Below are 24,230 nucleotides of genomic sequence, written 5' to 3'. Positions count from 1 at the left end.
GACGCCCGGCGGACCGGTCGGAGTGAGCGGCGTCCCGGCGTCACGGCCGTTCGTACGATCGGCCGATCACCGGTTCAGCGGCTCATGAGCTGCCCACCGCTTCAGCGCACGACGTACGCGTCGTTGACGGTCTGCACCACGGAGTTGCCGTTCGCGTCGCTCAGTTCCGTCCGCAGCGTGACGGACTTCCCTGTCGCGTCCGCGTGGTCGACGGTCGCGGTCCAGCGGCCGGCCCGCTGCGCGGTGGTGGCCGCGTGCCAGGTCTTGCCTCCGTCGTAGCTGAAGGAGACCTTCGCGCCGGTGAGTTCGCCGGGGGCGTACCCCGCGTGCCCGGTCGCGTCGAGCCCGATCTTCTGGCCGTTCCCGGCGGGCACGGTCTTCATCCCGTCCGACGGCACGTCGTAGCGCGGGAAGAGCAGCGGGAGCCCCTGCGAGGCCACGTCCGGCTTCCGCTCGGAACGGAACGCCCAGGTGGTCTCCGTCCGCGTGGACCGCTTCCAGACCGCCGCGGGCGAGCCGATCTTCGTGGTCGTCATGGTGAGTTCGTACGCGGCGTCCCCGGCCGGCACGGTGAAGACACCGAACGGATAGCCGCTGCTGCCGACGAGTTCGCCCTCGCGTTCGAGCAGCATTCCGCCGATGTCACCGAACGAGCCCTGCTGGCCGATGTGTTCGGAGTCGGTCATGAACGCCGGAGCGACACCGATCCGATCGTCCTGTCGTTCGCCCGCGATCCCCTCCGCGCCCGCCGCGTCGCGCGGTGCGCCGGGAACCAGCAGGCCCCGGTACCACTCCTCCGTCGTGGCCCGACCCGCTTGGTACGTACGGGCGTCGCCCGTCATCTGCTCGCCCCAGGGGAAGCTGGAGGAGAGCATCTTCTGCCAGACGGTGTCCCCCGCCGTGTAGTACTCGGTGCGCTTCCCGGGGGCGGCGACCACGGCGAGCGAGGACGCGCCGAAGGTCGCGCCGTAGGGCCGGGAGACCAGGAGCGTGTCGACGAAGTCGGCTGCCACGCCCATGGACTCATGGGTGGAGACGACCGAGCCGAGCTTCTTGTCACGGACCTTGTAGGTGCGGTCCGAGGTGATCTGCCCGTTCTCCGGGAACGACAGGTTGTACACGAACGGGCTGACGGCCGTGGCGCTCCAGGAGACCTCCGTCCTCCCCTTGTCGAGAGCCGTCCTCAGCGCGGCGGCCTCGTCCGCCCGCAGTCCGAGGACCGGAAGGGGCGCGGCCCCGTAGCCGACGGACGGCTTCCAGTCGCCGGCCGAGGGACGGTGCACCAGGAGCGCCTTCGCCCCGGCGGTCTGCGCCGCCCGCGCCTGGACCAGGACGTTCGACGCGTCGTCGCCCACCTTCACCAGGGCGATCCGGCCTTTCGCTCCGGCGGCCTCCAGTTCGGCGGCGCTGCCCGCACCGGCGTCGACGACCTCGGCGCGACCGGTGCCGTCCAGGTTGACCGAGCCCGTGGTGGCGGGCCGGGGGTGCAGGTCCGCTCCGCCGACCAGGGAGAACTTCCCGAGCTGCGGGGCGTAGGCGCGCCAGACGGAGGCGAACTCGAAGTCCCCGTCACGTGCCGTGCCCTGGACGTCGACCAGGTAGTCCTTGATCAGCCCGGTGCCGGCGATGGACCCGGAGTGCAGCCAGGTGTCGTCCCACGAGCGCCCGAACGCGAGGGTCGCACCGCGTGTCTCGGCGGCCCGGTCCTCGGTGTTCACCTTCAGGCGGTGGGCCTTGCGGGCATCCAGGACGAGCGTGGTGTCCTTCGTGACGTTCAGCTGGGGCCGCGCCAGGTAACCGACGGATCCGACGAGTTGACCGGTCGCGTCCGTGGTGTCGGGCGTGGCGATGAAGCTGGAGACGAAGTACGCGCCGGGGCGGACCCGGAAGGTCTGGTCGGTGGCGCCCTCGTTGAAGCGGCGTTCACCGGACGCGGTGTCGGTGCCGATGAGGTCGAGGGAGGAGACGCCGTCGGCGGGCTTGCCGGTGCCGTCGACGAGCTTGACGCGCAGGGTCACCGTCTCCGGAGCCACGTACAGGGAGAACGGAGTGGATATCCTCACTCCCCCGGCCCCGGTGGCGAGCACCCGGCCGGTGACGTCACCGTACTGGGCGGCGGTCAGCCGGGCGTCGGGAGCCAGCGCGAGGGGCACCTCGACCGTTGCCCCGGCGGGCACGGTGACGGACTTCCGGCCGAGGGATGCGATCGTGGAGCGGACGGTCGAGCCGTCGTTCCCGGTGACGCCCGCGACCTTCAGCGAGAGGGTGACCGGCTTGCCGCTCGTGTTGGTGTAGGGCACGGCGACGGCGGTGCGGTCGCTCTTGTCCTGCGGCCAGTTGAAGGTGCCGCCCTGCACGGCCGGTGCGCCGAGCACGGGCGTACGGATCGCGCGGTCGACGTCGAGACGGCCGCCTCCGGTCTCGCGTACGTCGCCGGGGACGGCGCTCCGTGCCGAGGAGACGAGGGCCGCCTTGATCTGCTGGGCGGTCCAGTCGGGGTGACGCTGGCTCACCACGGCGGCGGCGCCGGCGACATGCGGAGTCGCCATCGACGTACCCGACAGGGACCGGTACGCGTCCGGGCCCCGGCCGCCCGCGGCCGCGGCGGAGATCGCCACGCCGGGCGCGGCGATCTCGGGCTTGAGGGTGTGCGAGACGATCGCGGGGCCGCGGCTGGAGAAGTTCGCGGTGGTGTCGTCGCGGTCGACCGCTCCGACGGTCAGCACACCGGGTGCGCAGCCGGGCGAGGAGACGGTGTTCAGGGACGGGCCGAGGTTTCCCGCGGCGACCACGAAGAGGGTGTCCTTGTTCTTGCCGAGTTCCTCGGCGGCCAGGCTCATCGGGTCGGTGCAGTCGGTGGGTTCGGCGCTGCCGAGGCTCATGGAGACGACGTCGGCCTTGCTGTCGACCGCCCACTGCATGCCCGCGATGATCCAGGAGGCCGCGCCGGATCCGCTGTCGTTCAGGACCTTGCCGACCATCAGGTCGGCGCCGGGCGCGACGCCCTTGTTCTTTCCTCCGCTCGCCACGCCGGAGCCGCCGACGGTGGACGCGACATGGGTGCCGTGGCCCTGGCGGTCGTCGGTGGTGTCGGAGTCGGTGAAGTTCTCCGATGCGGTGATCCGGCCCTGGAGGTCGGGGTGTTCGGCATCCGCCCCGGTGTCCAGGACGGCGACCTTGGCGCCGGTCCCGTCGTAGCCGGCGGCCCAGGCGAGGTCGGCGCCGACCTGTTTCGTCGACTTGTCGAGACTGGCCTGAACCTTGCGGTCGAGCCAGAGCTTCTTGAGCCCGGCCCCCGAACGGGAGCGGGGTGCGGTGAGGTCGGCCCAGAACTCGGCGGCCCGCTTCTTGTCGGCCTTCAGGGCGAGTCCGTCGATGACGTCGAGAGCCACTCCGCGCTCGGCCCCGCGCGGGGTGAGCGGGGCGCGGCGGGCGGTGTCGCCGGTGTAGGTGGCGATCAGCGGGACGGCGTCGGCGTGGCTGTCGTCGTAACCCTGGCGGATCAGCCCGGTGACGTTGAACAGCTCCTCGTCCACGGTGCCCGCGGCGAGCGCGGACACGGCGGATTCGGGGTAGACGTACAGGTCCGGGCCGGACTGCCGGGTCTGTACGAGCGGCACGCTGCCGTCCGCGCGGGGCAGGGCGGTGGCGGCGGACGCCCCCGAGGCGTCCGTGGTCACCAGCACCGTGTCACCGGTGACGAGCGTCAGGGTGACGGGCTTCGGGGCATCGGCGGCGGTGGCCGCGCTCCCGGTGATCGGTCTGTTCGGGTCCCGCTCGTCCGGTGGCGCGGCCACCGACGGCGCGATCACCGTGACGGCGAGCACGGCGGCGGTCGCCGCTCCGAGTGCCGTACGCGATATCGGGCGCATCGCTCTCCCCAGGTCAATCCGGAACGAAGCAGCCCAATAGGCCGCATCCCGGAGGTTGTTGGTGCTGCGGTGGCGCCACAGTGGCAGAGGGGCCGGGGGTACAGGGGATGATGTGGGCGGCGGGTTTACGCCGTGGCCTCTTCCCGCCACCCGGGACCCGTCGCAGGGGCGCCTCGATGCGCGATCACCACACCCGGGGAGGTCGGAGAATGCTGGGGGCCATAGGTCTCGACGAGAGACAGGAAACCGCGTACCGCGCGCTCGTCGCGGCGGGAGCCGCGGAGCTCGCCGATCTCGCGCACCGGCTGGCGCTGCCCGAGGCGGACGCCGAACGGGTGCTGCGGCGGCTGGAGCAGCAGGGCCTGGCCGCACAGTCCTCGGCCCGCCCGGGCCGCTGGGTGGCGGCGCCGCCCGGCGTGGCGCTCGGCGCGCTGCTGATCCAGCAGCGGCACGAGCTGGAGCAGGCGGAGCTGGCGTCCGCGCTGCTCGCCGAGGAGTACCGGGCCGAGGCGAGCGAACCGGCGGTGCACGACCTGGTGGAGGTGGTGACGGGGGCGAGCGCCGTCGCCCAGCGCTTCCACCAGTTGCAGCTGGGAGCGGTGTCGGAGGTGTGCGCCCTGGTGACGGGCAAGCCGATCGCGGTGACCGGGATGGAGAACGAGTCCGAGGAGCGGGCGACCTCGCGCGGGGTGAGCTACCGGGTGGTGGTCGAGCGTGAGGTGTTGTCGACGCCGTTCGGGATCCTGGAGCTGTCGGCGGCGCTGAGCCGGGACGAGCAGTGCCGGGTGGTGGACCGGGTGCCGACGAAGCTGGTGGTGGCCGACGGGAGCCTCGCGATGGTCCCGCTGACCGCCCGGGGCGCGGAGCCCGCCGCTCTGGTCGTGCACGCCAGCGGTCTGCTGGAGTCGCTGATGGGCCTCTTCGAGGCGGTGTGGCGGGAGGCGATGCCACTGCGGCTGGGCGAGGGCGGCGGCGTGCGCGAGGACGGGGTCGGGCCGGATCCGACGGATCTGGAGATCCTGTCGTTGCTGCTGGCGGGGCTGACGGACGCCAGCGTGGCCAAGCAGCTGGATCTGGGGCTGCGGACCGTGCAGCGCCGCGTCAAGGGCCTGATGGAGCTCACGGGGGTCTCGACCCGCCTCCAGCTGGGCTGGCATGCGTACGAGCGGGGCTGGGTGGCCCGTACCGAGTCGGCCTGACCTCGCATCGGCGCAGGTCGCCGCAGGTGGCCGGGGGTCCGCTGACGGGCGGAGCGGGGCACTCTCCGGCAGGCTGGTCAGATGAGTGTGTGGCAGCTCGTCGCCGTGGGCCTGGTCATGCTGCTGGGCCTGGTCGGGGTGCTGGTGCCGGGCGTGCCGGGTCAGGCGATCGTCTGGGCGGCGGTGCTGTGGTGGGCGCTGACGGACATGACGCCGGCCGCCTGGGGCGTCCTGATCGGCTCGACGGCCCTGTTGCTGCTGAACCAGGCCCTCAAACCGCTGCTGCCACCGCGCCACCCGGGCGAGTCCGGGGCGCCTCGCCGGACCTTGATGATCGGCGGGGTCGCCGGGATCGTCGGCTTCTTCGTCGTGCCCGTGGTCGGCGGGATCCTCGGGTACGTGGGAGCCATCTTCGGCGCCGAGCGGCTGCGGCTGGGGAGCCGCGGCGCGGGCTGGGCGTCGGTGCGCTCGGTCATGCGGGCGACGGGCTACGCGGTGCTGGTGGAGCTGTTCTGCTGCCTGCTGGTGGCGGGCGCCTGGCTGGGCGCGGTGCTCTGGGGCTGACCGGACCACCCCGGGGCCCGGTCAGCCGGGAACCGCCGCCCCCGCCGCTTCCGCTTCCGCTTCCAGATGACGTACCGCGTAGGAGCGCCAGGGCCGCCACCGCTCCGCGCCCGGCGTTCCGTACGGGTCCACGTCGGGGTCGCCGAGCGCCCGCATCCGGATCAGGGCGGCGGTGCGGCGGCCGATCCCGGGCAGCGTCAGCAGCGCCCGTTCCGCCTCGTCGCGGTCGGCCCCGGCGTCCAGCCGCACCCCGCCGTCGGCGAGCGCGGCGGCCAGCGCCGCGAGGGCCGGGTCCTCGGCGGAACCGGCGAGCACGTCCGGATCCGGGAACACATGGGTGAGCCCGCCGCACGGCACGTCCAGGGCCTTCCCGTACCGCTCGACCAGCTCCCCGGCGGCTTGGCGCCCCACCAGGGTCCGCACCGCCTCCTCCTCCGGGTCGGCGGCGCCCGGCGACCGCAGCCCGGGGCGGGCGGCGACCAGCGGGGCGAGCCGGGGGTCGGCGGCCAGCGCCTCGTCCACGGCGTACGGGTCGGCGTCCAGGTCGAACAGGCGGCGCACCCGCTGGACGGCGGTGGTCAGGTCGCGGAGGTCGGTGAGCTGGATCCGGGCCTCCAGCCAGGGGCCGCCGGGCGGGGCCTCGTCGACCGCGACGAGGCCGGCCCCGTACGGCAGTCGCAGGGTGCGGCGGTAGGTGCGGTGGCCGGGCGGGCCCGTCACCTCCTCGACCCGGGGAACCGCTCCCGCGGCCAGCAGGTCGAACAGGGCGGCGGTGGCGTACGGGCCACGGTGGGCGAGCCGCAGCGGGATCCCGGCCCTGGTCCCCTCGCGGCGTCCGCCGCCGAGCCCCGTACCGGCCTCGGTGCGCAGGGCGCTGGGCGTGCGGGCGTAGATCTGGCGGATGGTGTCGTTGAACTGCCGGACGCTGGCGAACCCCGCGGCGAAGGCGATCTCGGTGACCGGCAGCCCGGTGGTCTGGAGGAGCACCCGGGCGGTGTGGGAGCGCTGGGCCCGGGCGAGCGCGACGGGTCCCGCGCCCAGCTCGGCGTTGAGCTGGCGCTGGACCTGCCGGGCGCTGTAGCCGAGCCGCCCGGCGAGTCCGGGGACGCCCTCGCGGTCCACCACGCCGTCGCCGATCAGGCGCACGGCCCGGCCGACGACGTCCGCGCGGACGTTCCACTCGGCGGAGCCGGGCACGGCGTCCGGCCGGCAGCGGCGGCAGGCCCGGAAGCCGCCGGCCTGGGCCGCCGCCGCGGTGGGGTAGAAGCGCACGTTGGCGCGTTTGGGCGTGACGGCGGGGCAGCTCGGCCGGCAGTAGATGCCGGTGGTCACGACGGCGAAGAAGAACGCGCCGTCGAACCGCGCGTCGCGGCTGCTGACCGCCTCGTACCTGGTCCGTTCGTCCATCACACCGTCCAGTGTGCGGCAGCCGCGGCCGCCGCACTCGCGGTTTTCGGACGTCGAACCGGTCGCCCCGGGCTACCGCACCCGGCCGCGCTTGGCCTGCATGGCCGCGCGCCCCTCCGCGCCCTTGCGCTTCCAGTCCCGCAGGATCTCGGAGCGCACCCGGGCATCGGTCTTGGCGACGATCCGCTGATTCTCGCGGATCAGTTTGCGGTAGCTGTCGAGCCGCCGCTCGGGCAGGACCCCGTCCTCCAGCGCGCCGAGGACGGCGCACCCCGGTTCGGCCTCGTGGGCGCAGTCGTGGAACCGGCATCGGGTGGCCAGCTCCGCGATCTCGGAGAACACCTCGCCGACCCCGGTCCCGGCGTCGTACAGGCCCACTCCGCGCAGCCCGGGGGTGTCGATGAGGACGCCCCCGTGCGGCAGGACGAGCAGGTTGCGGGTCGTCGTGGTGTGCCGGCCCTTGCCGTCGACGTCCCGGGCGGCCTGTACGTCCATGACGTCCCTCCCGAGCAGGGTGTTGGCCAGGGTCGACTTGCCCGCGCCGGAGATGCCGAGGAGCACGCTCGTACCACCGGAGACGACGGCGCCGAAGACGTCGAGCCCCTCGCCCGTGGTGGAGCTGACGGGCAGCACCTGGACACCGGGGGCGATCGCCTCGACGTCCTGGACGAGGTGGGACAGCGTGGCCGCGTCGGGCACCAGGTCCGCCTTGGTGAGCAGCACGATCGGTTCGGGGCCGTGACCCGCGTCCTGACCGTCACCGAGCAGGGCGGCGCCGCCGGCACTGGAGAGGGCGAGCGCGAGGAAGCGCTCCAGGCGGCCGAGGTCCAGCTCGACGGCGAGCGAGACGCAGATGGCGATGTGGTCGATATTGGTGGCGAGCACCTGCCCCTCGGACCGCTGGGAGGAGGTGGAGCGGACGAAAGCGGTGCGACGGGGCAGCAGCGTACGGACGAAGCGCGGATCGCCGTCGGCGTCGAGCGCCACCCAGTCGCCGGTGCAGACGATCCGCATCGGGTCACGGGGCACGACGAACGCGGTGTCGGCGCGCACGGGCCCGTCGACGGTGATCACGTCGCACTGGCCGCGGTCCACCCGCACGACGCGCCCCGGCACGAGCCCCTGCTCGGCGTACGGGGAGAAAGCTGCCGCCCAGTCCTCGTCCCAGCCGTACGGAGTCAGCGGGTGCGAGGAGGAAGGAGCGGTGAGGAACGAGAAAGACAAGGGAAACCCTTCACAGGGTGGCCCCGGCACGCGCGCTCGGCGCGGGAATGCGGGAAGTCGGTCAGCCGGTGGCCACGGGGATGAGGACGATGCTCTTCCGGTTGTGGGCAGTGCCCATCGCAACGACAGTCATCAATGTCCTCACCTCCTGGTTCTTTCCGTTTCCGTGCCGCGGGCGTCAGGGCGACGCCCGGAACAGGGGCCAGATTAGCCGGGCCCCCGGGAGCGGCGTCAACAGCTTTTCCGCGCACCTCCGATGGAGGCGGCCGGACCGGGGCGTTCGCCGGAGTTGGTAGCAGATCTCCCTCGATCGGGTGATACGCATGCATAGAGCCTGGTCCGGGGCCGTTAGGGTGCCGAGCATGACCACACCCCAGGCCTCCACCGGCACGTTCACCCAGGCCCAGTTGGGCACGCAGATCCTGATCGGCTGGAGCGGCCGGCAGCCCGACGCCGACCAGGACACCGCCTTCCTCCTCGCCTACTCGCTGGGCGACGGGCAGGACGGTCCGGAGGTCGGCCGCGAGGCCATGCGCGCCATGCTGGAGCGCGCGGGCCTCCGCGTCGGCGGCCCGATCCAGGACGCGGGCGAGACCCCGGCCATCCAGGCGAAGCTCCTCGTCCAGGCGGGGCAGGCCGTCCTGACGCTTCCTCACCTCTCGGCGCAGTACCCCGCCCCCGCGGAGTGGCTGGCCGCCGCGCAGGCACAGGGCCAGGTGTACGGGATGTTCGCCACCAGCCCGTGGCCGGACGCCGTGCCCGGGCAGCCGGTCAGCGAGGACCGGCTGCGGGCCTTCGCCACCGATGTGGAAGTCGTCCGCACCGCCGCCCACTGTCTGCTCCCGGTCCGTTCCCTGGGCTGAGGAGCCGTTCCGCCCGCCGCCCCCGACCTACGACGAGGCCCACCACCCCCCGTGGAGTGGTGGGCCTCACCCGTGCGGTGTGCGGCGCGCGACGGGGCCGTTGGCGCGAAACGAGGACGGGCGGCCCGGAGTGTGATCTCCGGACCGCCCGCACTCAACACCTCAGACTGTGGTGCGTCAGTTGTTGCCGACGCCGTTGCCCGAGAGGACCGGGATGTCGTCCAGGATGTGCGACAGCGGCTCGTCGCCCTTGGCCTGGGTGGAGTTGTCGGCGCACTGCTGGTTCTGCGGGTTGGACAGGACGTTGACGTCCTGGACCGCGATCGGCACGATGCCGATGAGCGAACCGACGTTGGCCTTGAGGGGCAGGCCGACGCAGAGCTTGTTCAGGGTGCCCTGGACGAGCTGGTTCTGCGGGCTCCAGTTGCCCTCCGTCTCGGCGTTGCCGATCTCCGACTCGGCACCGTTGCCGTTGACGGTGGTGGTGCCACCGTCGTTGCCGATCGCCATGGCCGTGGGAGCCGCGACTGCGGACAGACCGAGCAGGGACACGGCCACTGCAGCGCCGGCCATCATCTTCTTCATCAACTTCACCTTTCGGAGCGTCCCGTTGTGGAACGTACTGATCAACTGCCACCACCCCTGATCGGTTGCGCAGCACCACTCAAATGGGTTCGTTCCGGCGCAAGGTCGACGTAACTTCTCCGTGCTCAGGGGCCTCACCCTCCAGGGGCCTCGGGCCCGGAACCCTCGTCCGAGGTGCGCGCCGCCGGCACGAAACCGCCGCATCGGGGCGCCCGGTCCCGGTGCGGCTCCGGGAGGGGGTGACCGCCTCCGGCCGCCTGCCACTCGGCGACGAGCCGGTCGTAGATCGGTGTGCCGCCCGACGCGGGCGACCGCTCTCCGCCCTGTGGGGTCTGACTGTCGTACGGATCCATACGGAGGCCCTACCCGGCCCGGCCCGGATCGTCAGCCGGTGCTACGGCATCCGGCCCAACCGGACAACCCGGCCGGAGGCGGGTGACGGCACACGACGAAGGGCCAGTCCGTCCGGTCCGGCGAAGAACGATCGCCGTACGGATGGACTGGCCCCACGCGGGTCGGCAGGAGCGGACCCGGGCTACCCGGTCTCAGTTGTTGCCGGCGCCGTTGCCGGAGAGGATCGGGATGTCGTTCAGCAGGTGCGACAGAGCCTCGTCACCCTTGGCCTGGGTGGAGTTCTCGGTGCACTGCTGGTTCTGCGGGGAGGACAGGACGTTGATGTCCTGGAGCGAGATCGGCACGACGCCGATGAGGGAGCCGAGGTTCGCCTTGGCCGGGAGGGCGATGCAGGGCTTGTTCAGCGAACCCTGGATGAGCGCGAACTGCGGGCTCCAGTCACCGTGGGTCTCGGAGTTGCCGTACGCCTGCGAGGCGCCGTTGCCGTTGACCGTGGTGGTGCCGCCGTCGTTGGCGATGGCCATGGCGGACGGGGCGGCAGCGGCGGAGATGCCGACGACCGAGGCGGCGACGGCAGCCGAGGCCATGATCTTCTTGAACATGAAAGAGCCCTTCTGGGGAGTAGTGCGGATCGGTGAAAGCACCAGGTGGAACGGTCGTGCAGCGACGATCAGCCGCCGAGGGGAACACCGCCGAGCAGCGGAGCGGCGCCTTCGGCCACACCGGTTGCCTGGCCCGCCAGCTTGCCGACCGTGCCGTCCTTCGAGACCGTCTCGGCGGTCTCGGCGACCGTGCCCACCACCGGGTCCACGACCTGCGGGGCACTGGCCATCACCTGGTTGAGGCCGCTGTCGAGGCTGAAGTTGGGGGCCGTGGGCGTAGTAGCGGCGAAGGCGGGAGCGGCCGCTCCGAGGGCAGCCACGGAACCGGCAACGAGGGCGGCGGTCTTCGCGTACTTCACTTTTCTGGTTCCCTTCTGCGCGGCATCTGTTTCGGTCACGTTCCCGTGCCGCACACAAGCTTTCTTTACCTGTGACTTCTGCCGCTTTCTCCCTGATCAACGACCCGGCCGCATTCGGGAAACTGTGGAGCGGCGGTTTTCTCCGGCGCCTTCCGCGGTTGCGACCCCCGGGCCGCGAAAAGGCCCCGGACGGCATCCGCCGCCCGGGGCCCACCGGTTACGGGCACGGGGCCCGGCCGGTCAGAGGGTCACTTGTTGATGCAGGTGTTGCCGAACGCCGGGTTCAGCGCACCGATCACGTTGACGGTGTTGCCGCAGACGTTGACCGGAATGTGGATCGGGGCCTGGAGGACGTTGCCGGACAGCACGCCCGGGGAGTGCGCGGCAATGGCCTCGGCACCCGAGTCGGCCATGGCCGGCGCGGCGGCACCCATCGCCATGAGCGTACCGGCGGCGACTGCGGCAACCTTGGTGAACTTCACTGTTTGTCCCTTTCCTAGGCGGAGTCCGGTGCGGTCACGTCTTTCGTGCCCGCCCGAGCCGTTTCCTGATCGCTCGCGACTCCGGCGCTGTCCTACGTAACGATGAACGCCCGGGATGGGAACTGTTCGACGGGCGGATTCCCGGATATCCGCCCGAATGCCGCAATGCCCTTGGGACCGCGGCGGGCAACGCGGGCGAGGGAACCGTGAGTGCGTCCCGGAACGGCGACGGGCCCGAGCCGCCCGGTGGAGGAACGCCGAGGGCTCGGGCCCGAGTAGGGCGGACGCGGATCAGTTGTTGCCGACGCCGTTGCCGGAGAGGATCGGGATGTCCTCCAGGATGTGCGACAGAGCCTCGTCACCCTTGGCCTGGGTGGAGTTCTCGGTGCACTGCTGGTTCTGCGGGGAGGACAGGACGTTGATGTCCTGGACCGCGATCGGCACGACGCCGATGAGGGAGCCGAGGTTCGCCTTGGCCGGGAGGGCGATGCAGGGCTTGTTCAGCGAACCCTGGACGAGCGCGAACTGCGGGCTCCAGTCACCGTGGGTCTCGGAGTTGCCGTAGGACTGCGAAGCACCGTTGCCGTTGACCGAGGTGGTGCCGCCGTCGTTGGCGATGGCCATGGCCTGCGTCGTGCCGAGACCGAGGATGGAGGCGGCGACAGCGCCCGTAGCCAGAACCTTCTTGATCACGATTAACCCTTCTCGTACCGATCGCCCCGTAGCGGAGCCCCCTGGTCAACTCGCCGCCCGGCATTAGGTTCTGCCCATTCACCCGAATGCCGGACACGGGGGCCGACCCTTACCTCGGTTCGTACGGCCGCCTGTTCGTGAAGCAATTACGCACGCCCTTCCGACGCTCCTCGCCCGAACGGGTGGACGAGGACGGACGAGCCCGAGGCCGTGATCCATGCAGGAGAGGACACTTCTCTCCGTCAACGCCACTGACCACCCATACAGTTGACGGCAAATCGTTTCTCTCCATCTGCGACCCGGGATGCTCCGGGTTCGATGGAGCCACCCGTTCGGGTGATTACACAATTTCCACGCACATCCGAGTTTCCCGCCTGAACCTGCCTCGTTATGGCAGTCGTCCAGCGCGCACGTCTTCATCACTTCTCACCATGGCTCCGCCGCAGGAACCGGCTGTGCCGCGGCTCCCCCCGACGGCTGCCCGTCTCCGCGCGCGAAGCACCCACGCGAAGTCTTCGCGAATGTCCTAAGAAGGGGCAAGTAATGCGACAGGTCTTGAACAAAAGCATTATCGTCATGGCGGCCGCATCGGGCCTCCTGGCGGCGGTCGGCGGCACCGCTCACGCCGACGCGTCGGCAGAGGGCGCGGCCGTCGGTTCGCCGGGGGTCGGTTCGGGCAACGCGGTGCAGGTGCCGGTGCACGTTCCGGTCAACGTGTGCGGCAACACCGTCAATGTGATCGCTCTGCTGAACCCGGCCTTCGGCAACAAGTGCGTGAACGCCGACGGCCCGAAGCACAACCACCCGCCGGTCGACGAACCGCCGGTCGACGAACCGCCCGTGGATGAGCCGCCGGTGGACGAGCCCCCCGTGGATGAGCCGCCCGTCGACGAGCCGCCGGTGGACGAGCCCCCGGTCGACGAACCGCCCGTGGACGAACCGCCCGTCGACGAGCCGCCGGTGGACGAGCCCCCGGTCGACGAGCCCCCGGTCGACGAACCGCCGGTGGACGAGCCCCCCGTGGACCAGCCGCCCGTCGACGAGCCGCCGACCGACACGCCCGGTACCGACACCCCCGGCTCGGGCACGCCCGGCTCCGGTACGCCCGGGTCCGACGCCCCGGGCGCGCACCTGGCCGACACCGGTGCCGCCGACCTGGGCCTGGCCGCCGGCGCGAGCGCCGCGCTGCTGCTCGGCGGTGCGGTGCTGATGCGCCGCACCCGCAGCGCGCGGGACTGATAGACCTCCTGCGGGAGAACGAGGTCCGGCCGGACAGCGGGGACTGTCCGGCCGGACCTTCTGCGTGCGCGACGGGAAGGGGCGGACGTGACGGCGGCGTTGCGCATCGGGGGGATCGGCGGAAGCATCGCGGGGTGCGCGGCAGCCGTCGCCGGCCGAAGGGCCGGGGCGGAGGCACTGGGCACGAGCGGAGCGGCGCCGAGCTCCAGGAGCGGGGGTCGGCATCGTGGTCCCGCCGCCGCTGCACGCGGAGTTGGCCGGGTCGGGGCATCCGGACGCGGCGGTGCCGACGGCTCCGGTGGGGAAGCGGGTCTGGCCGACGCGGCACCCGCGTGGCCGACGTGATGACCCGTCTCCGCAGGGGCGCCGGCACGACACTCCGGAGTATGGTTCTGTCCTGCCAGACGGATGCGGTACGGGAGGCTCGTTCGTGCGAAGAGGCGACCGCAGACGGAGCCCGCTGCGAGTACGGACTGGCTCCGCCGCAGCGCTCTCCCGACACCGTCGACGTGCGGCATCGGCCGACCGGTTCGTGATTCGCGACCACCTGGCCTGGCTCAACGAGGCGAGTGGGTGGATCGGGACCACCCTCGATCTGGAGCGCACCGCACAGGAGCTGGTCGAGTTCACCGTGCCCCGGTTGGCGGACGGCGGGGCCGTCGATCTGCTCGAATCGGTGCTCCGGGGCGAGGAGGGGGCGCCGGCGAACACCACACAGCCGACCGTCACCCGGGCCATCGCCGTGGCCGTCGTCGACGCGCTGGCGAATCTGGAGCCGGACCCGGTCGGGGAGATCTCCTCGTACCAGGAGAGAGCGGTGGACCGCTGTCTGACCCAGCGGGAGCCCGTGCTGATCACTCGGCTGGGCGCCGACGACTACGCCCGGGTGGCAGCCACCCCCAGAGCAGCGGCCCTGCTGCGCGACGCGGGGGTGCACAGCTACCTGGCCGTGCCACTGGTCTCCCGGGGAGTCCTGCTGGGGGCGGCCGATTTCATTCGCGCGGGCGACCGGCCCCCCTTCACCGAAACCGACCTCGCGCTCGCGATGCAGCTCGCCTCACGGGCCGCGGTCTTCGTGGACAACGCACGCCTGTACGGGCAGGAGCGGGAGCGCCTCGTCGCCCTCCAGCGCAGCATGCTCCCGCGCGCCATGCCGAGCACACCGAGCCTGGACGTCGCCGCCCACTACGCCCCGCCGACGGACACGAGCGGCGTCGGCGGGGACTGGTACGACGTGGTGGCTCTGCCGGGCGGCCGGAGCGCCCTGATCGTCGGTGACGTCATGAACCACGGCCTGTCGGCCGCGGCGACCATGGGGCGGCTGCGTACGGTGGCGCGCACCCTCATGGCCCTGGACATAGCTCCCGAACGCACCCTCGCCCGGATGGACCTGGCCGCCCGCGACCTGGACGACGACCAGGTCGCCACCTGCCTGTGCGCGGTCTACGACCCTGCCACCAGGGAGTACACCCTTGCCAGTGCGGGACATCCGCCACCCCTGCTGGTCGATGAGGCGGGGCGGGCCACGCACGTCGACGTGCCGCCGGGCGCTCCGCTCGGCACCGGCGTCATCCCGTACACCTCGGTCCGTCTGCCGGCCCCCGCCGGGAGCCGCCTCGTGCTCTACACCGACGGACTGTTCAAGAACCGCACGGATGACGTGGACACGCAGCTGGAGAGGCTGCGCGACACGGTGTCACGGATGGATTCGACGCTCCTGAGCACGCTGGTGTCGTCCGGGACAGGACCCGGCACCCGCTTCGACGAAGCCGTCCTGCTGATGGCCACCAGCCGTACCGTCTCCGGCGCGGCCGACATCGTCGTCTGGGAGCTGCCGTCCGACGCCGGCGCCGCGTCCGTCGCCCGCCGGCTGGTCAGGGAGCAGCTCGATCGGTGGAACCTGGGCGGGCTTGTCGACACCACCGAGCTCGTCGTGAGCGAGCTGGTCGGCAACGCCCTGCGTTACGGGGGCGGCCCCGGGCAACTGCGGCTGCTACGGCACGACCGGGTGACGGTCGAGGTCACCGATACAGGGGCGGATCTTCCCCACATTCAGCCTCCGACGCTCAGCGATGAGGGCGGCCGGGGCCTGCAACTCATCAACATGCTGTGCCGCCGCTGGGGTTCCTGCCGGACGCCCACCGGCAAACTGGTCTGGGCCGAGCAGGACATCCCCCTCTCCGCCACCGACTGATCGGGGCGAGCGTCGAACACGCCCTGGGGCCTCTCGTTCGGATCATGCCGGGTCCCGCGAGCCCGGCATGATCCAAACGAAAGACCCTAGACGCGTTCGAAGACCGCGGCGAGGCCCTGGCCGCCGCCGATGCACATCGTCTCCAGGCCGTACCGGCCCTCGCGGCGGTGGAGTTCACGGGTGAGGGTGGCGAGGATGCGGGCTCCGGTGGCGCCGACCGGGTGGCCCAGCGAGATGCCCGAGCCGTTGACGTTGATCCGCTCGTCGTGGTCCTTCTCGCCGAGGCCCAACTCCCTGGTGCAGGCGAGCACCTGGGCGGCGAACGCCTCGTTCAGCTCGATCAGGTCGAGGTCGGCGAGTGTGAGGCCCGCCCGGTCGAGCGCGGTGCGGGTGGCGGCGACGGGGGCGATGCCCATCGTCGCGGCGGGGACCCCGGCGCGGGCGAAGGAGACGAGGCGGACCAGCGGGGTGAGGCCCAGGCGTTCGGCGGTCGCCGCGCTGGTGACCAGGCAGGCGGCGGCCGCGTCGTTCTGGCCGCTGGCGTTGCCCGCGGTGACCGTGGCGTCCGGGTCGGACTTCGCCATCACCGGCCGGAGCGCGGCGAGTTGTTCGGCGGTGGTGTCGGGCCGGGGGTGCTCGTCGGCGGTGACGGTCGTCTCGCCCTTGCGGGTGCGTACGGTGACGGGCATGGTCTCCGCGGCGTAGCGGCCCTCGGCGGCGGCGCGGGCGGCGCGCTGCTGGGAGCGCAGGGCCAGGGCGTCCTGGTCGGCGCGGCTGATCCCGTACTCCCGGCGCAGGTTCTCCGCCGTCTCGATCATGCCGCCGGGGACCGGGTGGTTGACGCCGCCGGCGGTGACGCGGCCCCGGGCGAGTGCGTCGTGGAGCTGGAGGCCGGGGCCCTTGATGCCCCAGCGTCCGTCGTGGGTGTAGTAGGGGGCGGCGCTCATCACGTCGACGCCGCCCGCGATCACCACGTCGCTGAATCCGGCCCGGATCTGCATCGCCGCGTCCAGCACCGCCTGGAGTCCGGAGCCGCAGCGGCGGTCGGTCTGGGAGCCGGTGACCGTGGTGGGCAGTCCGGCGTCCAGGGCGGCGACCCGGCCGATGGCGGGGGCCTCGCTGGTGGGGTAGGCGTGACCCAGGATCACCTCGTCGACCCGGGCGGGGTCGATGCCGGTGCGGGCGACGATCTCCGCGATGACGTGTGCGGCCAGCGCGGCCGGGGTCTGCTGGGCGAAGGCCCCGCCGAACCGGCCGATGGGGGTGCGCAGGGGTTCGCAGATGACGACGTCGAGCGGCACGGCGGGGCCTTTCCTTCAGGGCGACAAGGGCGACCGGGATGACGGGTGGAGAGCGGGTGGTGGGGTGACCTTCGCATCCGGTGACTGAGCGGGTCCAATACCGGATGTGCCCCCTTTTCGGAGGCCCGGCGTCTCAATCGGTCCTCCGGCCGGTCCGCGTACGGGGGTCGGCAGGGCGTCCCGGGCTACGGCGAGGACGGCGTGCAGGGCGGCGGAGGGGTTGTCGGCACGCCAGGCGAGGGCCGCCTGGCGGCGGATGGGCGGTCCGGTGAGGGGCCGGTAGACGAGTCCGCTCTGCTGGATGTGGCGTACGGAGGTGACGGTGAGGGTGACGCCGACCCCGGCCGCGACGAGCGCCATGATCGTGTACGAGTCGGGGGCCTCCTGGACGACGCGCGGGGTGAACCCGGCGCTCTCGCAGGCCTCGGTCATGGCGTCGCGCACGGTGGAGCCGGAGTTGGCGGGGAAGGAGACGAACGGTTCGTCCGCCAGCTCGGCGAGCGACACCGCCTCGTGCCGGGCGAGCGGGTGATCGAACGGCAGGGCGCACAGCAGCTCCTCCTCGTCGATCACCCGGTGCTCCACTCCGGGCCGGTTCACCGGCAGCCGGACGAAGCCCAGGTCGAGGGAGCCGTCGGCGACCCGGGACAGCGCGACGTTGGCGTACGTCTGGCCGGTCATGACCAGTTCGAGGCCGGGGTGTGCGGCGCGCACGGCGCGGGTGAGGCGGGGCAGCGTCTCGTGGCTGGACGCTCCGGCGAAGCCGATGGTCACCCGGCCGTACTCGCCCCGGCCCGCCGAGCGGGCGGCCCGGACGGCGGTGTCGAGGTCGTCGAGGACGGTCCGTACGGGGTCGAGGAAGGTCTCCCCCGCGCCGGTGAGCCGGACGGAGCGGGTGTTGCGGCGGAACAGCTGGACGCCGAGTTCCTTCTCCAGCTGCCGGATCTGCTGGCTCAGGGGCGGCTGTGCCATCTGGAGGCGTTTGGCGGCCCGGCCGAAGTGCAGCTCCTCGGCCACGGCGAGGAAGGCCTTCAGGTGGCGCAGTTCCATGGGGGCACCCCCTCACGTCATTGATATGCCCCGGGTCTTGATCCGACCTTAATTCGGTATTGGACAGCCATCAATGGGTGCTGACACCGTGGGGTCCGCGTATGCGGACGATGAGGAGAACCGTGGACCGTACGGCGGGCAAGGTCATGTCGATGAGGGAGGCCGTCGCCGCCTTCGTCCGCGACGGGGACACCGTGAGCCTCGAAGGGTTCACCCATCTCATCCCGACCGCCGCAGGTCACGAGATCATCCGGCAGGGCCGCCGGAATCTCACGGTCGTCCGGATGACGGCGGACATCGTGGTGGACCAGATGCTGGCGGCCGGGTGCGTGACGCGGCTGGTCTCCTCCTTCGTGGGGAACTCCTCCGCCGGTTCGCTCGGGGAGCTGCGGCGGCGGATCGAGCACGGCGACCCGGAGCCGCTGGCGTTCGAGGAGTACAGCCACTACGGGATGGTGTGCCGCTATCTCGCGGGGGCGCAGCGGCTGCCGTTCTACCCGCTGCGCTCGTACGCGGGCAGCGACCTGCCGTCCGTCAACCCGGGCATCCGCAAGGTCGTCTCGCCCTACCCGGCCCCCGACGGGGGAGCCGAGCAGATCTACGTCGTACCGCCCGTCAACCCGGACGTGACGATCGTCCACGCGCAGCGGGCCGACCGCCGGGGGAACACCCAGGTCTGGGGGCTGACCGGCGTCCAGGCCGAGGCGGTGTACGCGGCGGAGAAGGCGGTCGTGGTGGTGGAGGAGCTGGTGGCGGACGAGGTGGTCCGCTCGGACCCGAACCGCACGCTCATTCCGGCCCACGCGGTCGACGCGGTGGTGGTCTGCCCGCGCGGGGCGCACCCCTCGTTCGCGCAGGGCTACTACGACCGGGACAACGCCTTCTACCGCTCCTGGTCCGCGATCAGCAAGGACCCGGCCCGGCTGCGGGAGTGGCTGGAGGAGTGGGTGTACGGCACCGCCGACCACGCGGAGTACGTGGCGAGGCTGGGCGAGGGGTTCTGGGCGGGGCTGGCGGTCGGCGAGGCGCTGAGCGAGCCGGTGAACTACGGGAGGCGGCTGTGAGCGAGCAGGACCAGGGAGCCACCCGGCCCGTCACCTCCTCGGAGTTGCTGTCGGTCGTCGCCTCGCGTGAACTGGCCGGTAGACGCGCGGTGTTCGCGGGGATCGGGCTGCCGACGCTGGCGGCCGAGCTGGCGCGGCTGACCGTCGCGCCGGGCATCGAGGTGGTGTACGAGTCCGGGGTCTGCGGAGCGCACCCCTCCCGGCTGCCGGAGACCATCGCGGACGCCGTCCTGATCACCGGGGCCGAGGCGGTGGTGTCGATGCCCACCCTGTTCGGATCGGTGCTCCAGGGCGGGCACATCGACGTGGGTTTCCTGGGGGCCGCGCAGATCGACCGGTGGGGCAGCCTCAACACCTCGGTCATCGGGGACTGGGACCGCCCGTCGGTGCGGCTGCCGGGTTCCGGTGGGGCGGTCGAGGTGATGGCGAACGCCCGGGAGGTGTTCGTGGTGATGCGCCGCCACACACCGCGTTCCTTCGCCGGCGTCCTCGACTTCTGCACCACGCCGGGGCCGGACCGGGCGCTGGCGGACGGGATCCGCCCGTTGGGCGTCGGCGTCACCCGGGTCGTCACCGAACTGGGCGTCCTCGCCCGGGAGGGTGTCGGCGACGAGCTGCGGCTGGTCGCCGTCCATCCCGGGGTCACCGTCGAACAGGTGCGGGCCGCGACCGGCTGGGACCTGATGACGGCCCGCACGGTGGCGACGACGGCCCCGCCGACCGCCGCCGAGCTGCGGCTCCTGCGGGACGATGTCGACCCCGACCGCGTCTACCTCCGCTGATGACCACGTCCGCCCCCGTGGAAGAACCGCCTCCGTCCCCGCCCGTCGAAGAACCGTCTCCGTCTCCGTTGAGAACCGTCTCCGTCTCCGCTGAAAGGGCCCCCAACGCCATGCGTATCAGGATCGTCGGAGCCGGGGCCATGGGCCGCGGCATCGCCCAGTGGGCGGCGAGCGCCGGTCACACCGTCGAGCTCGGGGACGTACGGCCCGAGGCGGTGACGGAGGCCCTGGACTTCGTCGCCTCGATGCTGGACCGGGCCGTCGCCAAGGGCCGGATGCCGGCCGCCGAGCGGGACGGGGCCGTGGCCCGGCTGGTGCCGCTCGCCGAGCCGTGGGCGGCGGGCCCGGAGGTGGAGCTGGTGATCGAGGCCGTACGGGAGGACCTGGCGACCAAGGCCGAGGTGTTCGGGAAGCTGGAGCGGGCGCTGCCCTCCTCCGCCGTCTTCGCGACCAACACCTCCTCCCTGTCGGTGACCCGGATCGCGGCGACGCTCCAGGACCCCTCGCGCCTGGCCGGGCTGCACTTCTTCAACCCGGTGCCGCTGATGAGGATCGTCGAGGTGGTGCCGGGCGCGGCCACCCGCCCGGAGATCCCGGCCCTGCTGACCGGGCTGGTGGAGGGGTGCGGGCACCGGGCGGTGACCGTCGCCGACACCCCCGGCTTCCTGGTCAACCACGCCGGGCGGGGGCTGGTGACCGAGGCGCTCGCGCTGCTGGAGGAGTCGGTGGCGGGCCCGGCGGAGATCGACCGGATCGCCCGGGACGTGCTGGGGCTGCGGATGGGCCCCTTCGAGTTGATGGACCTGACCGGTCTCGACGTGACGGCCGCGGTGATCGACTCGATCTGGGAGGGCTTCCGGTACGAGGACCGGCTGCGCCCGTCGTTCCTGACGCCGAACCGGGTGGTGGCGGGGCTGCACGGCCGTAAGACGGGCCGGGGCTGGTACGCGTACGGCGACGGGGCGTCCGGCCCCGTGCCGGAGAGCGCGGTCACCGGGGACGCGGAGCGCCCGGTGTTCCTGGTTCCGGGCGGGCGGCCGGAGACCGTCGCGTACGAGGAGGCCCTGGCGGGGTCCCTGGAGGCGGCGGGGGTCCGGGTCGAGCAGGGCGCGGGGCCGTCCGCGCGGGCCGTGGTGCTGGTGCCAGTCTGGGGGACGCCGGTGTCGGCGGCGGTCGCGGAGGGCGGGTTGCCCCGCGAGCGTACGTTCGGCGTGGAGGTGCTGCCCCCCGCGGGGCGGCGGCGGGTCCTCGCGGTGACGGCGGCCGGTGATCCGGTGGCCGCCCGGGACGCGCGGGCGGTGCTGGCGCGGGCCGCCGGGGGCGACGCCCCGTACGCGGTGTCGGTGGTGCGGGACACCGCGGGCACGGTCGCGCAGCGGCTGCTGTCCTCCGTCGTCGCGGTCGGCTGCTCGATCGCGGAGCGCTCGCTCGCCGCGCCCGCCGACATCGACCTGGCGGTGACCACGGGGCTCGGCTATCCGTACGGGCCGCTGGCCTGGGGCGAGCGGGTCGGGGCGGCGAGGCTGCTGGAGCTCCAAAGGTCGCTGCACGCGACGACGGGCGACCCGCGCCACCGTCCGACGCGGTGGATCACGGAGCGGGCCGCCCTGGGCCTGGCCGTGACCGACCCGGGGACCTCTCCGGCCGACTGCCTGGGGTGAGGGCCCGCTGCTCCGAGCGCCCGGCCACAGGTTCGGGCCGCGGCGGCCGGGCGGCGGCGCACCGGCGCGGCGACGGCCGGAGGGCTGTGGGTCTCGGGGGAGCTTCATCGGCACCTCACCTTTCCCGAGGCGCCCGGGGCGTTCACGTGGCTGTCGCCCGGCTTCTGGTCCGAGGGGGTGCAGGCGTGGTCGACCATCGATTCAGAAGCTGCTGGAACAAGAGCACAGGTCACCTCTCCCGGGTGGGAAGAGAAGGAACAGGGGGAGGAACGTCGTCACATGATCGGGCCCCGGGGCCTCGGCACCAAAGGCTTCGCGCTCTCGTCGGGTACGTCGTAGTAGCCGGAGATCTTCGACACGCCGACCTGGGCGCCGAGGCAGTGGACAGGAGCGCGACCGGTCTCACGACGCGGAGGAGATCTCCAGCCGGGCGACCGATTCGTACAAGACCGCCGGGGCGCCGCGTGCGTACGGTCGGGGCATGACTCCACGACTTGACGCGATCAGCATCATCACGGCGGACCTGGCGGCCTCGCTCGCCTTCTACCGCAGGCTCGGCCTCGACATCCCCGAAGGGGCGGAGTCCGCACCGCATGTCGAAGTGACCCTGACGGGCGGGCAGCGGCTGCTCTGGGACACGGAGGAGGTCATCGCCTCGTTCGACCCGGGGTGGCAGCGGCCCTCGGGCGGCGAGCGGCTCGGTCTGGCGTTCGTCTGCGACAGCCCGGCGGAGGTGGACGCGGTGTACGCGGACCTCGTCGAAGCCGGGTACACGGGCCATGCGAAGCCCTGGGACGCGGTGTGGGGGCAGCGCTACGCGGTCGTCCTGGACCCGGACGGCTGCGGGGTGTCGCTGTTCGCCTCCGCGTCACCCGCCGAGAAGTAGGCCCCGAGCGTCGTCCCGGCGAGGGCGCGCATCTCGCGGGCCAGGTGCGCCTGGTCGACGCAGCCCGCCGCGCCGGCCGCCTCCGCGTACGGCAGGCCCGCGCGGACGAGGGACAGGGCGCGCTGGAGGCGGAGGATCCGGGCCAGGGTCTTGGGGCCGTAGCCGAAGGCGGCCAGGGAGCGGCGGTGCAGTTGGCGGGCCCCCAGGCCGACCTCGGCGGCCGTCGCCGCGACGGAGCCGCCGCGCCGCAGCCGGTCGGCGACGGCCGCCGTGAGCGGGTCCGGGGGGCCGGTCTCGGCGGCCAGGCCCAGGGCGTAGTCCTCCAGGGCGGCCGCGGGGTCGGCGGCCCGGTCGATCCGGTCGACGAGCCCGCGGACGGTGGCACGGGACCAGAGGTCGGCGAGCTCGACCCGGTGGTCGCGCAGTTCGTCGGCCGGTACGCCGAGGAGCCCGGGGGCGGTTCCGGGCGGGAAGCGGATCGCGGCGCAGGAGGCGCGGTTGCGGGGGTCGACCCAAAAGGCGTGGGTGTCGGGTCCGGCGACGACCAGGCGGCCGGCGGTCCAGATCAGGTCCATGCAGCCGTCGGGAAGGACGGACCGGGCGGGGCCCGGCGGTCCGGGCGGGACGTCCAGGGTCCAGACGACGGCCCCGGGCAGCCGGGAGGGCCGTTCCTGGTACCGCTGGTGTTCCCGGGGCATGCTTCCACGCTAGCGCGCGTGCGGATCCTCGGCGTCCCTGGGCTCCTTTGCCTCCTTCGGGTCCCTGGGGTCCTTCTCCCAGGTCGCGTGCAGCCGGGACTTCACGTCGTCGGGCGGCAGGAAGCGGGACCAGCGCTCGGGGAATTCGGAGGGCATGTAGGCGGGGCCGTCGTCCTCGTCATCGTCGTCGTCCGCTCCGGCGTAGGCGGCCGAGCGGGTGCGGGCGACGAACTCGGCGGCCTGCGCGGCCCGGACGCGTTCGGTGGCCTCGCGGGCGGCGGCCGTGGCGAGCGAGGGCCACACCCGGTCGATGGCCGCGTTGACCGCGGCGCCGACCAGGACCGCGAAAGCGGAGATGCCGATCCACAGCAGGACGGCGATCGGCGCCGCCAGGGAGCCGTAGATGGTGGGGCCCTCGACCGTGTTGGTGAGGTAGATCCGGAGCAGGAAACTGCCGAGGACCCACATGCCGAGCGCCATCAGGGCCCCGGGGACGTCCTCGATCCAGGGCGAACGCACCGGCACGGACACGTGGTAGAGCGTCGTGAGGAACGCGACGCCCAGCAGTATCACGAGCGGCCAGTACAGGACGGCTATGACCTCGGTGCCCCACGGCACCAGTTCGACCACCCGGTCCGGGCCGACGACCAGCAGCGGCAGCACCACCGCACCGATCAGCAGGGCGACGACGTACAGGAGGAAGGCGAGCAGCCGGGTCTTGACGATGCCGCGGTGGCCGTCGAGTCCGTACATGACGGTGATGGTGTCGATGAAGACGTTCACCGCGCGGGAGCCGGACCACAGGGCGATGGCGAAGCCGAGGGAGATGATGTCGGGGCGGGCCCCGGTCGTGACGTCGGCGAGCAGCGGTTTGGCGAAGTCGTTGACCCCGCGCTCGGACAGCACCGTCTGGGCGGCGGAGAGGATGTTGCGCTCGATGGAGGCGACGGTGGTGGTCGTCGTCCACTCGTCGACGTAACCGAGCAGTCCGATCATGCCGAGCAGCAGCGGGGGCAGCGAGAGCAGGGTGAAGAACGCCGCCTCGGCCGCGAGCCCCAGAATGCGGTACTCGATGCACGAGTTGACGGTGTCCTTGAGCAAGTGCCACGCCATCCTCCGTTTGGAGACGTTGCGGTAGAGCACTCGCGCCC

22 protein-coding genes are annotated in these 24,230 nt (G+C 72.4%); 9 read left to right on the top strand and 13 right to left on the bottom strand.

Features of this window, described 5'->3' with window-relative positions; translation table 11 throughout:
* Positions 1-101: 101 nt before the first annotated feature.
* Positions 102-3,872 carry a S8 family serine peptidase gene (locus HET64_RS02330; protein ID WP_215101663.1) on the bottom strand — a complete coding sequence of 1,257 codons (3,771 nt, stop codon included), beginning with the start codon at positions 3,870-3,872 and terminating at the stop codon, positions 102-104.
* Positions 3,873-4,081: 209 nt separating this feature from the next.
* On the opposite strand from HET64_RS02330, the gene HET64_RS02325 reads away from it, so the two are divergent.
* Together HET64_RS02325 and HET64_RS02320 are read left to right on the top strand one after the other, a co-directional pair.
* Positions 4,082-5,071 (top strand): LuxR family transcriptional regulator, encoded by a 990-nt coding sequence (locus HET64_RS02325; RefSeq protein WP_215101661.1) that lies wholly within the window; start codon positions 4,082-4,084, stop codon positions 5,069-5,071.
* Between the two features lie 81 nt (positions 5,072-5,152).
* The gene (locus tag HET64_RS02320; protein WP_215101659.1) at positions 5,153-5,635 is read left to right on the top strand and encodes a DUF456 domain-containing protein; all 483 of its coding nucleotides are present in this window, start codon (positions 5,153-5,155) and stop codon (positions 5,633-5,635) included.
* A 21-nt stretch (positions 5,636-5,656) separates the two neighbouring features.
* On the opposite strand, the gene HET64_RS02315 is transcribed toward HET64_RS02320, so the two are convergent.
* Positions 5,657-7,042, bottom strand: coding sequence for a DNA-3-methyladenine glycosylase 2 family protein (locus HET64_RS02315; RefSeq protein WP_251144658.1), 1,386 nt, complete (start codon positions 7,040-7,042; stop codon positions 5,657-5,659).
* 72 nt (positions 7,043-7,114) lie between these two features.
* Complete coding sequence (rsgA, locus tag HET64_RS02310; protein WP_215101655.1) at positions 7,115-8,266, bottom strand: ribosome small subunit-dependent GTPase A; 1,152 nt, start codon at positions 8,264-8,266, stop codon at positions 7,115-7,117.
* A 362-nt stretch (positions 8,267-8,628) separates the two neighbouring features.
* Here rsgA and HET64_RS02305 point away from each other — a divergent pair, with 362 nt between their 5' ends.
* Complete coding sequence (locus tag HET64_RS02305; RefSeq protein WP_215101653.1) at positions 8,629-9,129, top strand: DUF5949 family protein; 501 nt, start codon at positions 8,629-8,631, stop codon at positions 9,127-9,129.
* Positions 9,130-9,306: 177 nt separating this feature from the next.
* Here the strand turns inward: HET64_RS02305 and HET64_RS02300 are convergent, their stop codons facing one another.
* From HET64_RS02300 to HET64_RS02280, 6 genes are all read right to left on the bottom strand, one after another.
* Entirely contained in the window at positions 9,307-9,714 is a 408-nt protein-coding gene (locus HET64_RS02300; protein WP_069755954.1) for a rodlin, read from the bottom strand.
* Between the two features lie 134 nt (positions 9,715-9,848).
* Positions 9,849-10,067, bottom strand: coding sequence for a hypothetical protein (locus tag HET64_RS38640; RefSeq protein ID WP_251144657.1), 219 nt, complete (start codon positions 10,065-10,067; stop codon positions 9,849-9,851).
* Between the two features lie 192 nt (positions 10,068-10,259).
* The gene (locus tag HET64_RS02295) at positions 10,260-10,670 is read right to left on the bottom strand and encodes a rodlin (RefSeq protein ID WP_007449038.1); all 411 of its coding nucleotides are present in this window, start codon (positions 10,668-10,670) and stop codon (positions 10,260-10,262) included.
* Between the two features lie 68 nt (positions 10,671-10,738).
* Positions 10,739-11,029 (bottom strand): hypothetical protein, encoded by a 291-nt coding sequence (locus HET64_RS02290; RefSeq protein WP_007449036.1) that lies wholly within the window; start codon positions 11,027-11,029, stop codon positions 10,739-10,741.
* Positions 11,030-11,277: 248 nt separating this feature from the next.
* Entirely contained in the window at positions 11,278-11,511 is a 234-nt protein-coding gene (locus tag HET64_RS02285) for a chaplin (protein WP_215101651.1), read from the bottom strand.
* Positions 11,512-11,802: 291 nt separating this feature from the next.
* Complete coding sequence (locus HET64_RS02280) at positions 11,803-12,204, bottom strand: rodlin (RefSeq protein ID WP_215101649.1); 402 nt, start codon at positions 12,202-12,204, stop codon at positions 11,803-11,805.
* Positions 12,205-12,747: 543 nt separating this feature from the next.
* Here HET64_RS02280 and HET64_RS02275 point away from each other — a divergent pair.
* Together HET64_RS02275 and HET64_RS02270 are read left to right on the top strand one after the other, a co-directional pair.
* The gene (locus HET64_RS02275; protein WP_215101647.1) at positions 12,748-13,443 is read left to right on the top strand and encodes a chaplin; all 696 of its coding nucleotides are present in this window, start codon (positions 12,748-12,750) and stop codon (positions 13,441-13,443) included.
* Positions 13,444-13,975: 532 nt separating this feature from the next.
* A complete protein-coding gene (locus HET64_RS02270) occupies positions 13,976-15,637 on the top strand; it encodes a SpoIIE family protein phosphatase (RefSeq protein WP_215101645.1) in 1,662 nt (553 codons plus the stop codon).
* 86 nt (positions 15,638-15,723) lie between these two features.
* Here HET64_RS02270 and HET64_RS02265 read toward each other — a convergent pair whose 3' ends face one another.
* Both HET64_RS02265 and HET64_RS02260 read right to left on the bottom strand, forming a co-directional pair.
* Positions 15,724-16,938: an acetyl-CoA C-acetyltransferase gene (locus HET64_RS02265; RefSeq protein ID WP_215101643.1), complete on the bottom strand. Its 1,215-nt coding sequence runs from the start codon at positions 16,936-16,938 to the stop codon at positions 15,724-15,726.
* Between the two features lie 15 nt (positions 16,939-16,953).
* Entirely contained in the window at positions 16,954-17,988 is a 1,035-nt protein-coding gene (locus tag HET64_RS02260) for a LysR family transcriptional regulator (protein WP_251144656.1), read from the bottom strand.
* A gap of 110 nt (positions 17,989-18,098) precedes the next feature.
* Between HET64_RS02260 and HET64_RS02255 the strand changes: the two genes are divergently transcribed.
* The 4 genes from HET64_RS02255 to HET64_RS02240 all read left to right on the top strand — a co-directional run bounded on the left by HET64_RS02255 (position 18,099) and on the right by HET64_RS02240 (position 22,381).
* Positions 18,099-19,052, top strand: coding sequence for a CoA transferase subunit A (locus HET64_RS02255; RefSeq protein WP_215101641.1), 954 nt, complete (start codon positions 18,099-18,101; stop codon positions 19,050-19,052).
* On the top strand, positions 19,049-19,834 hold the full coding sequence (locus HET64_RS02250; protein ID WP_215101639.1) for a CoA-transferase subunit beta: 786 nt from the start codon (positions 19,049-19,051) through the stop codon (positions 19,832-19,834). Before HET64_RS02255 ends, HET64_RS02250 begins: the two co-directional genes overlap by 4 nt.
* Positions 19,835-19,944: 110 nt before the next feature.
* Positions 19,945-21,495: a 3-hydroxyacyl-CoA dehydrogenase NAD-binding domain-containing protein gene (locus HET64_RS02245; protein ID WP_215101637.1), complete on the top strand. Its 1,551-nt coding sequence runs from the start codon at positions 19,945-19,947 to the stop codon at positions 21,493-21,495.
* Positions 21,496-21,976: 481 nt separating this feature from the next.
* Entirely contained in the window at positions 21,977-22,381 is a 405-nt protein-coding gene (locus HET64_RS02240; RefSeq protein ID WP_215101635.1) for a VOC family protein, read from the top strand.
* On the opposite strand, the gene HET64_RS02235 is transcribed toward HET64_RS02240, so the two are convergent.
* Together HET64_RS02235 and HET64_RS02230 are read right to left on the bottom strand one after the other, a co-directional pair.
* A complete protein-coding gene (locus HET64_RS02235; RefSeq protein WP_215101633.1) occupies positions 22,309-23,079 on the bottom strand; it encodes an AraC family transcriptional regulator in 771 nt (256 codons plus the stop codon). The genes HET64_RS02240 and HET64_RS02235 overlap by 73 nt on opposite strands.
* Positions 23,080-23,088: 9 nt before the next feature.
* Complete coding sequence (locus HET64_RS02230; protein WP_215101717.1) at positions 23,089-24,222, bottom strand: YihY/virulence factor BrkB family protein; 1,134 nt, start codon at positions 24,220-24,222, stop codon at positions 23,089-23,091.
* Between the last annotated feature and the right edge of the window lie 8 nt (positions 24,223-24,230).

Origin of the sequence: Streptomyces sp. McG3 (genome assembly GCF_018619185.1) — a bacterium.
GTDB lineage: Bacteria > Actinomycetota > Actinomycetes > Streptomycetales > Streptomycetaceae > Streptomyces.
Note: the sequence above shows the minus strand (reverse complement) of the source record. Positions and strands in the feature narration are given on the sequence as shown.

Coding starts and splice junctions, on each gene's coding strand:
- HET64_RS02330 (WP_215101663.1), bottom strand. CDS start 3,872: ATGCGCCCGATATCGCGTACGGCACTCGGAGCGGCGACCGCCGCCGTG.
- HET64_RS02325 (WP_215101661.1), top strand. CDS start 4,082: ATGCTGGGGGCCATAGGTCTCGACGAGAGACAGGAAACCGCGTACCGC.
- HET64_RS02240 (WP_215101635.1), top strand. CDS start 21,977: ATGACTCCACGACTTGACGCGATCAGCATCATCACGGCGGACCTGGCG.
- HET64_RS02255 (WP_215101641.1), top strand. CDS start 18,099: ATGAGGAGAACCGTGGACCGTACGGCGGGCAAGGTCATGTCGATGAGG.
- HET64_RS02245 (WP_215101637.1), top strand. CDS start 19,945: ATGCGTATCAGGATCGTCGGAGCCGGGGCCATGGGCCGCGGCATCGCC.
- HET64_RS02300 (WP_069755954.1), bottom strand. CDS start 9,714: ATGAAGAAGATGATGGCCGGCGCTGCAGTGGCCGTGTCCCTGCTCGGT.
- HET64_RS02295 (WP_007449038.1), bottom strand. CDS start 10,670: ATGTTCAAGAAGATCATGGCCTCGGCTGCCGTCGCCGCCTCGGTCGTC.
- HET64_RS02275 (WP_215101647.1), top strand. CDS start 12,748: ATGCGACAGGTCTTGAACAAAAGCATTATCGTCATGGCGGCCGCATCG.
- HET64_RS02320 (WP_215101659.1), top strand. CDS start 5,153: ATGAGTGTGTGGCAGCTCGTCGCCGTGGGCCTGGTCATGCTGCTGGGC.
- HET64_RS38640 (WP_251144657.1), bottom strand. CDS start 10,067: ATGGATCCGTACGACAGTCAGACCCCACAGGGCGGAGAGCGGTCGCCC.
- HET64_RS02235 (WP_215101633.1), bottom strand. CDS start 23,079: ATGCCCCGGGAACACCAGCGGTACCAGGAACGGCCCTCCCGGCTGCCC.
- HET64_RS02315 (WP_251144658.1), bottom strand. CDS start 7,042: ATGGACGAACGGACCAGGTACGAGGCGGTCAGCAGCCGCGACGCGCGG.
- HET64_RS02305 (WP_215101653.1), top strand. CDS start 8,629: ATGACCACACCCCAGGCCTCCACCGGCACGTTCACCCAGGCCCAGTTG.
- HET64_RS02260 (WP_251144656.1), bottom strand. CDS start 17,988: ATGGAACTGCGCCACCTGAAGGCCTTCCTCGCCGTGGCCGAGGAGCTG.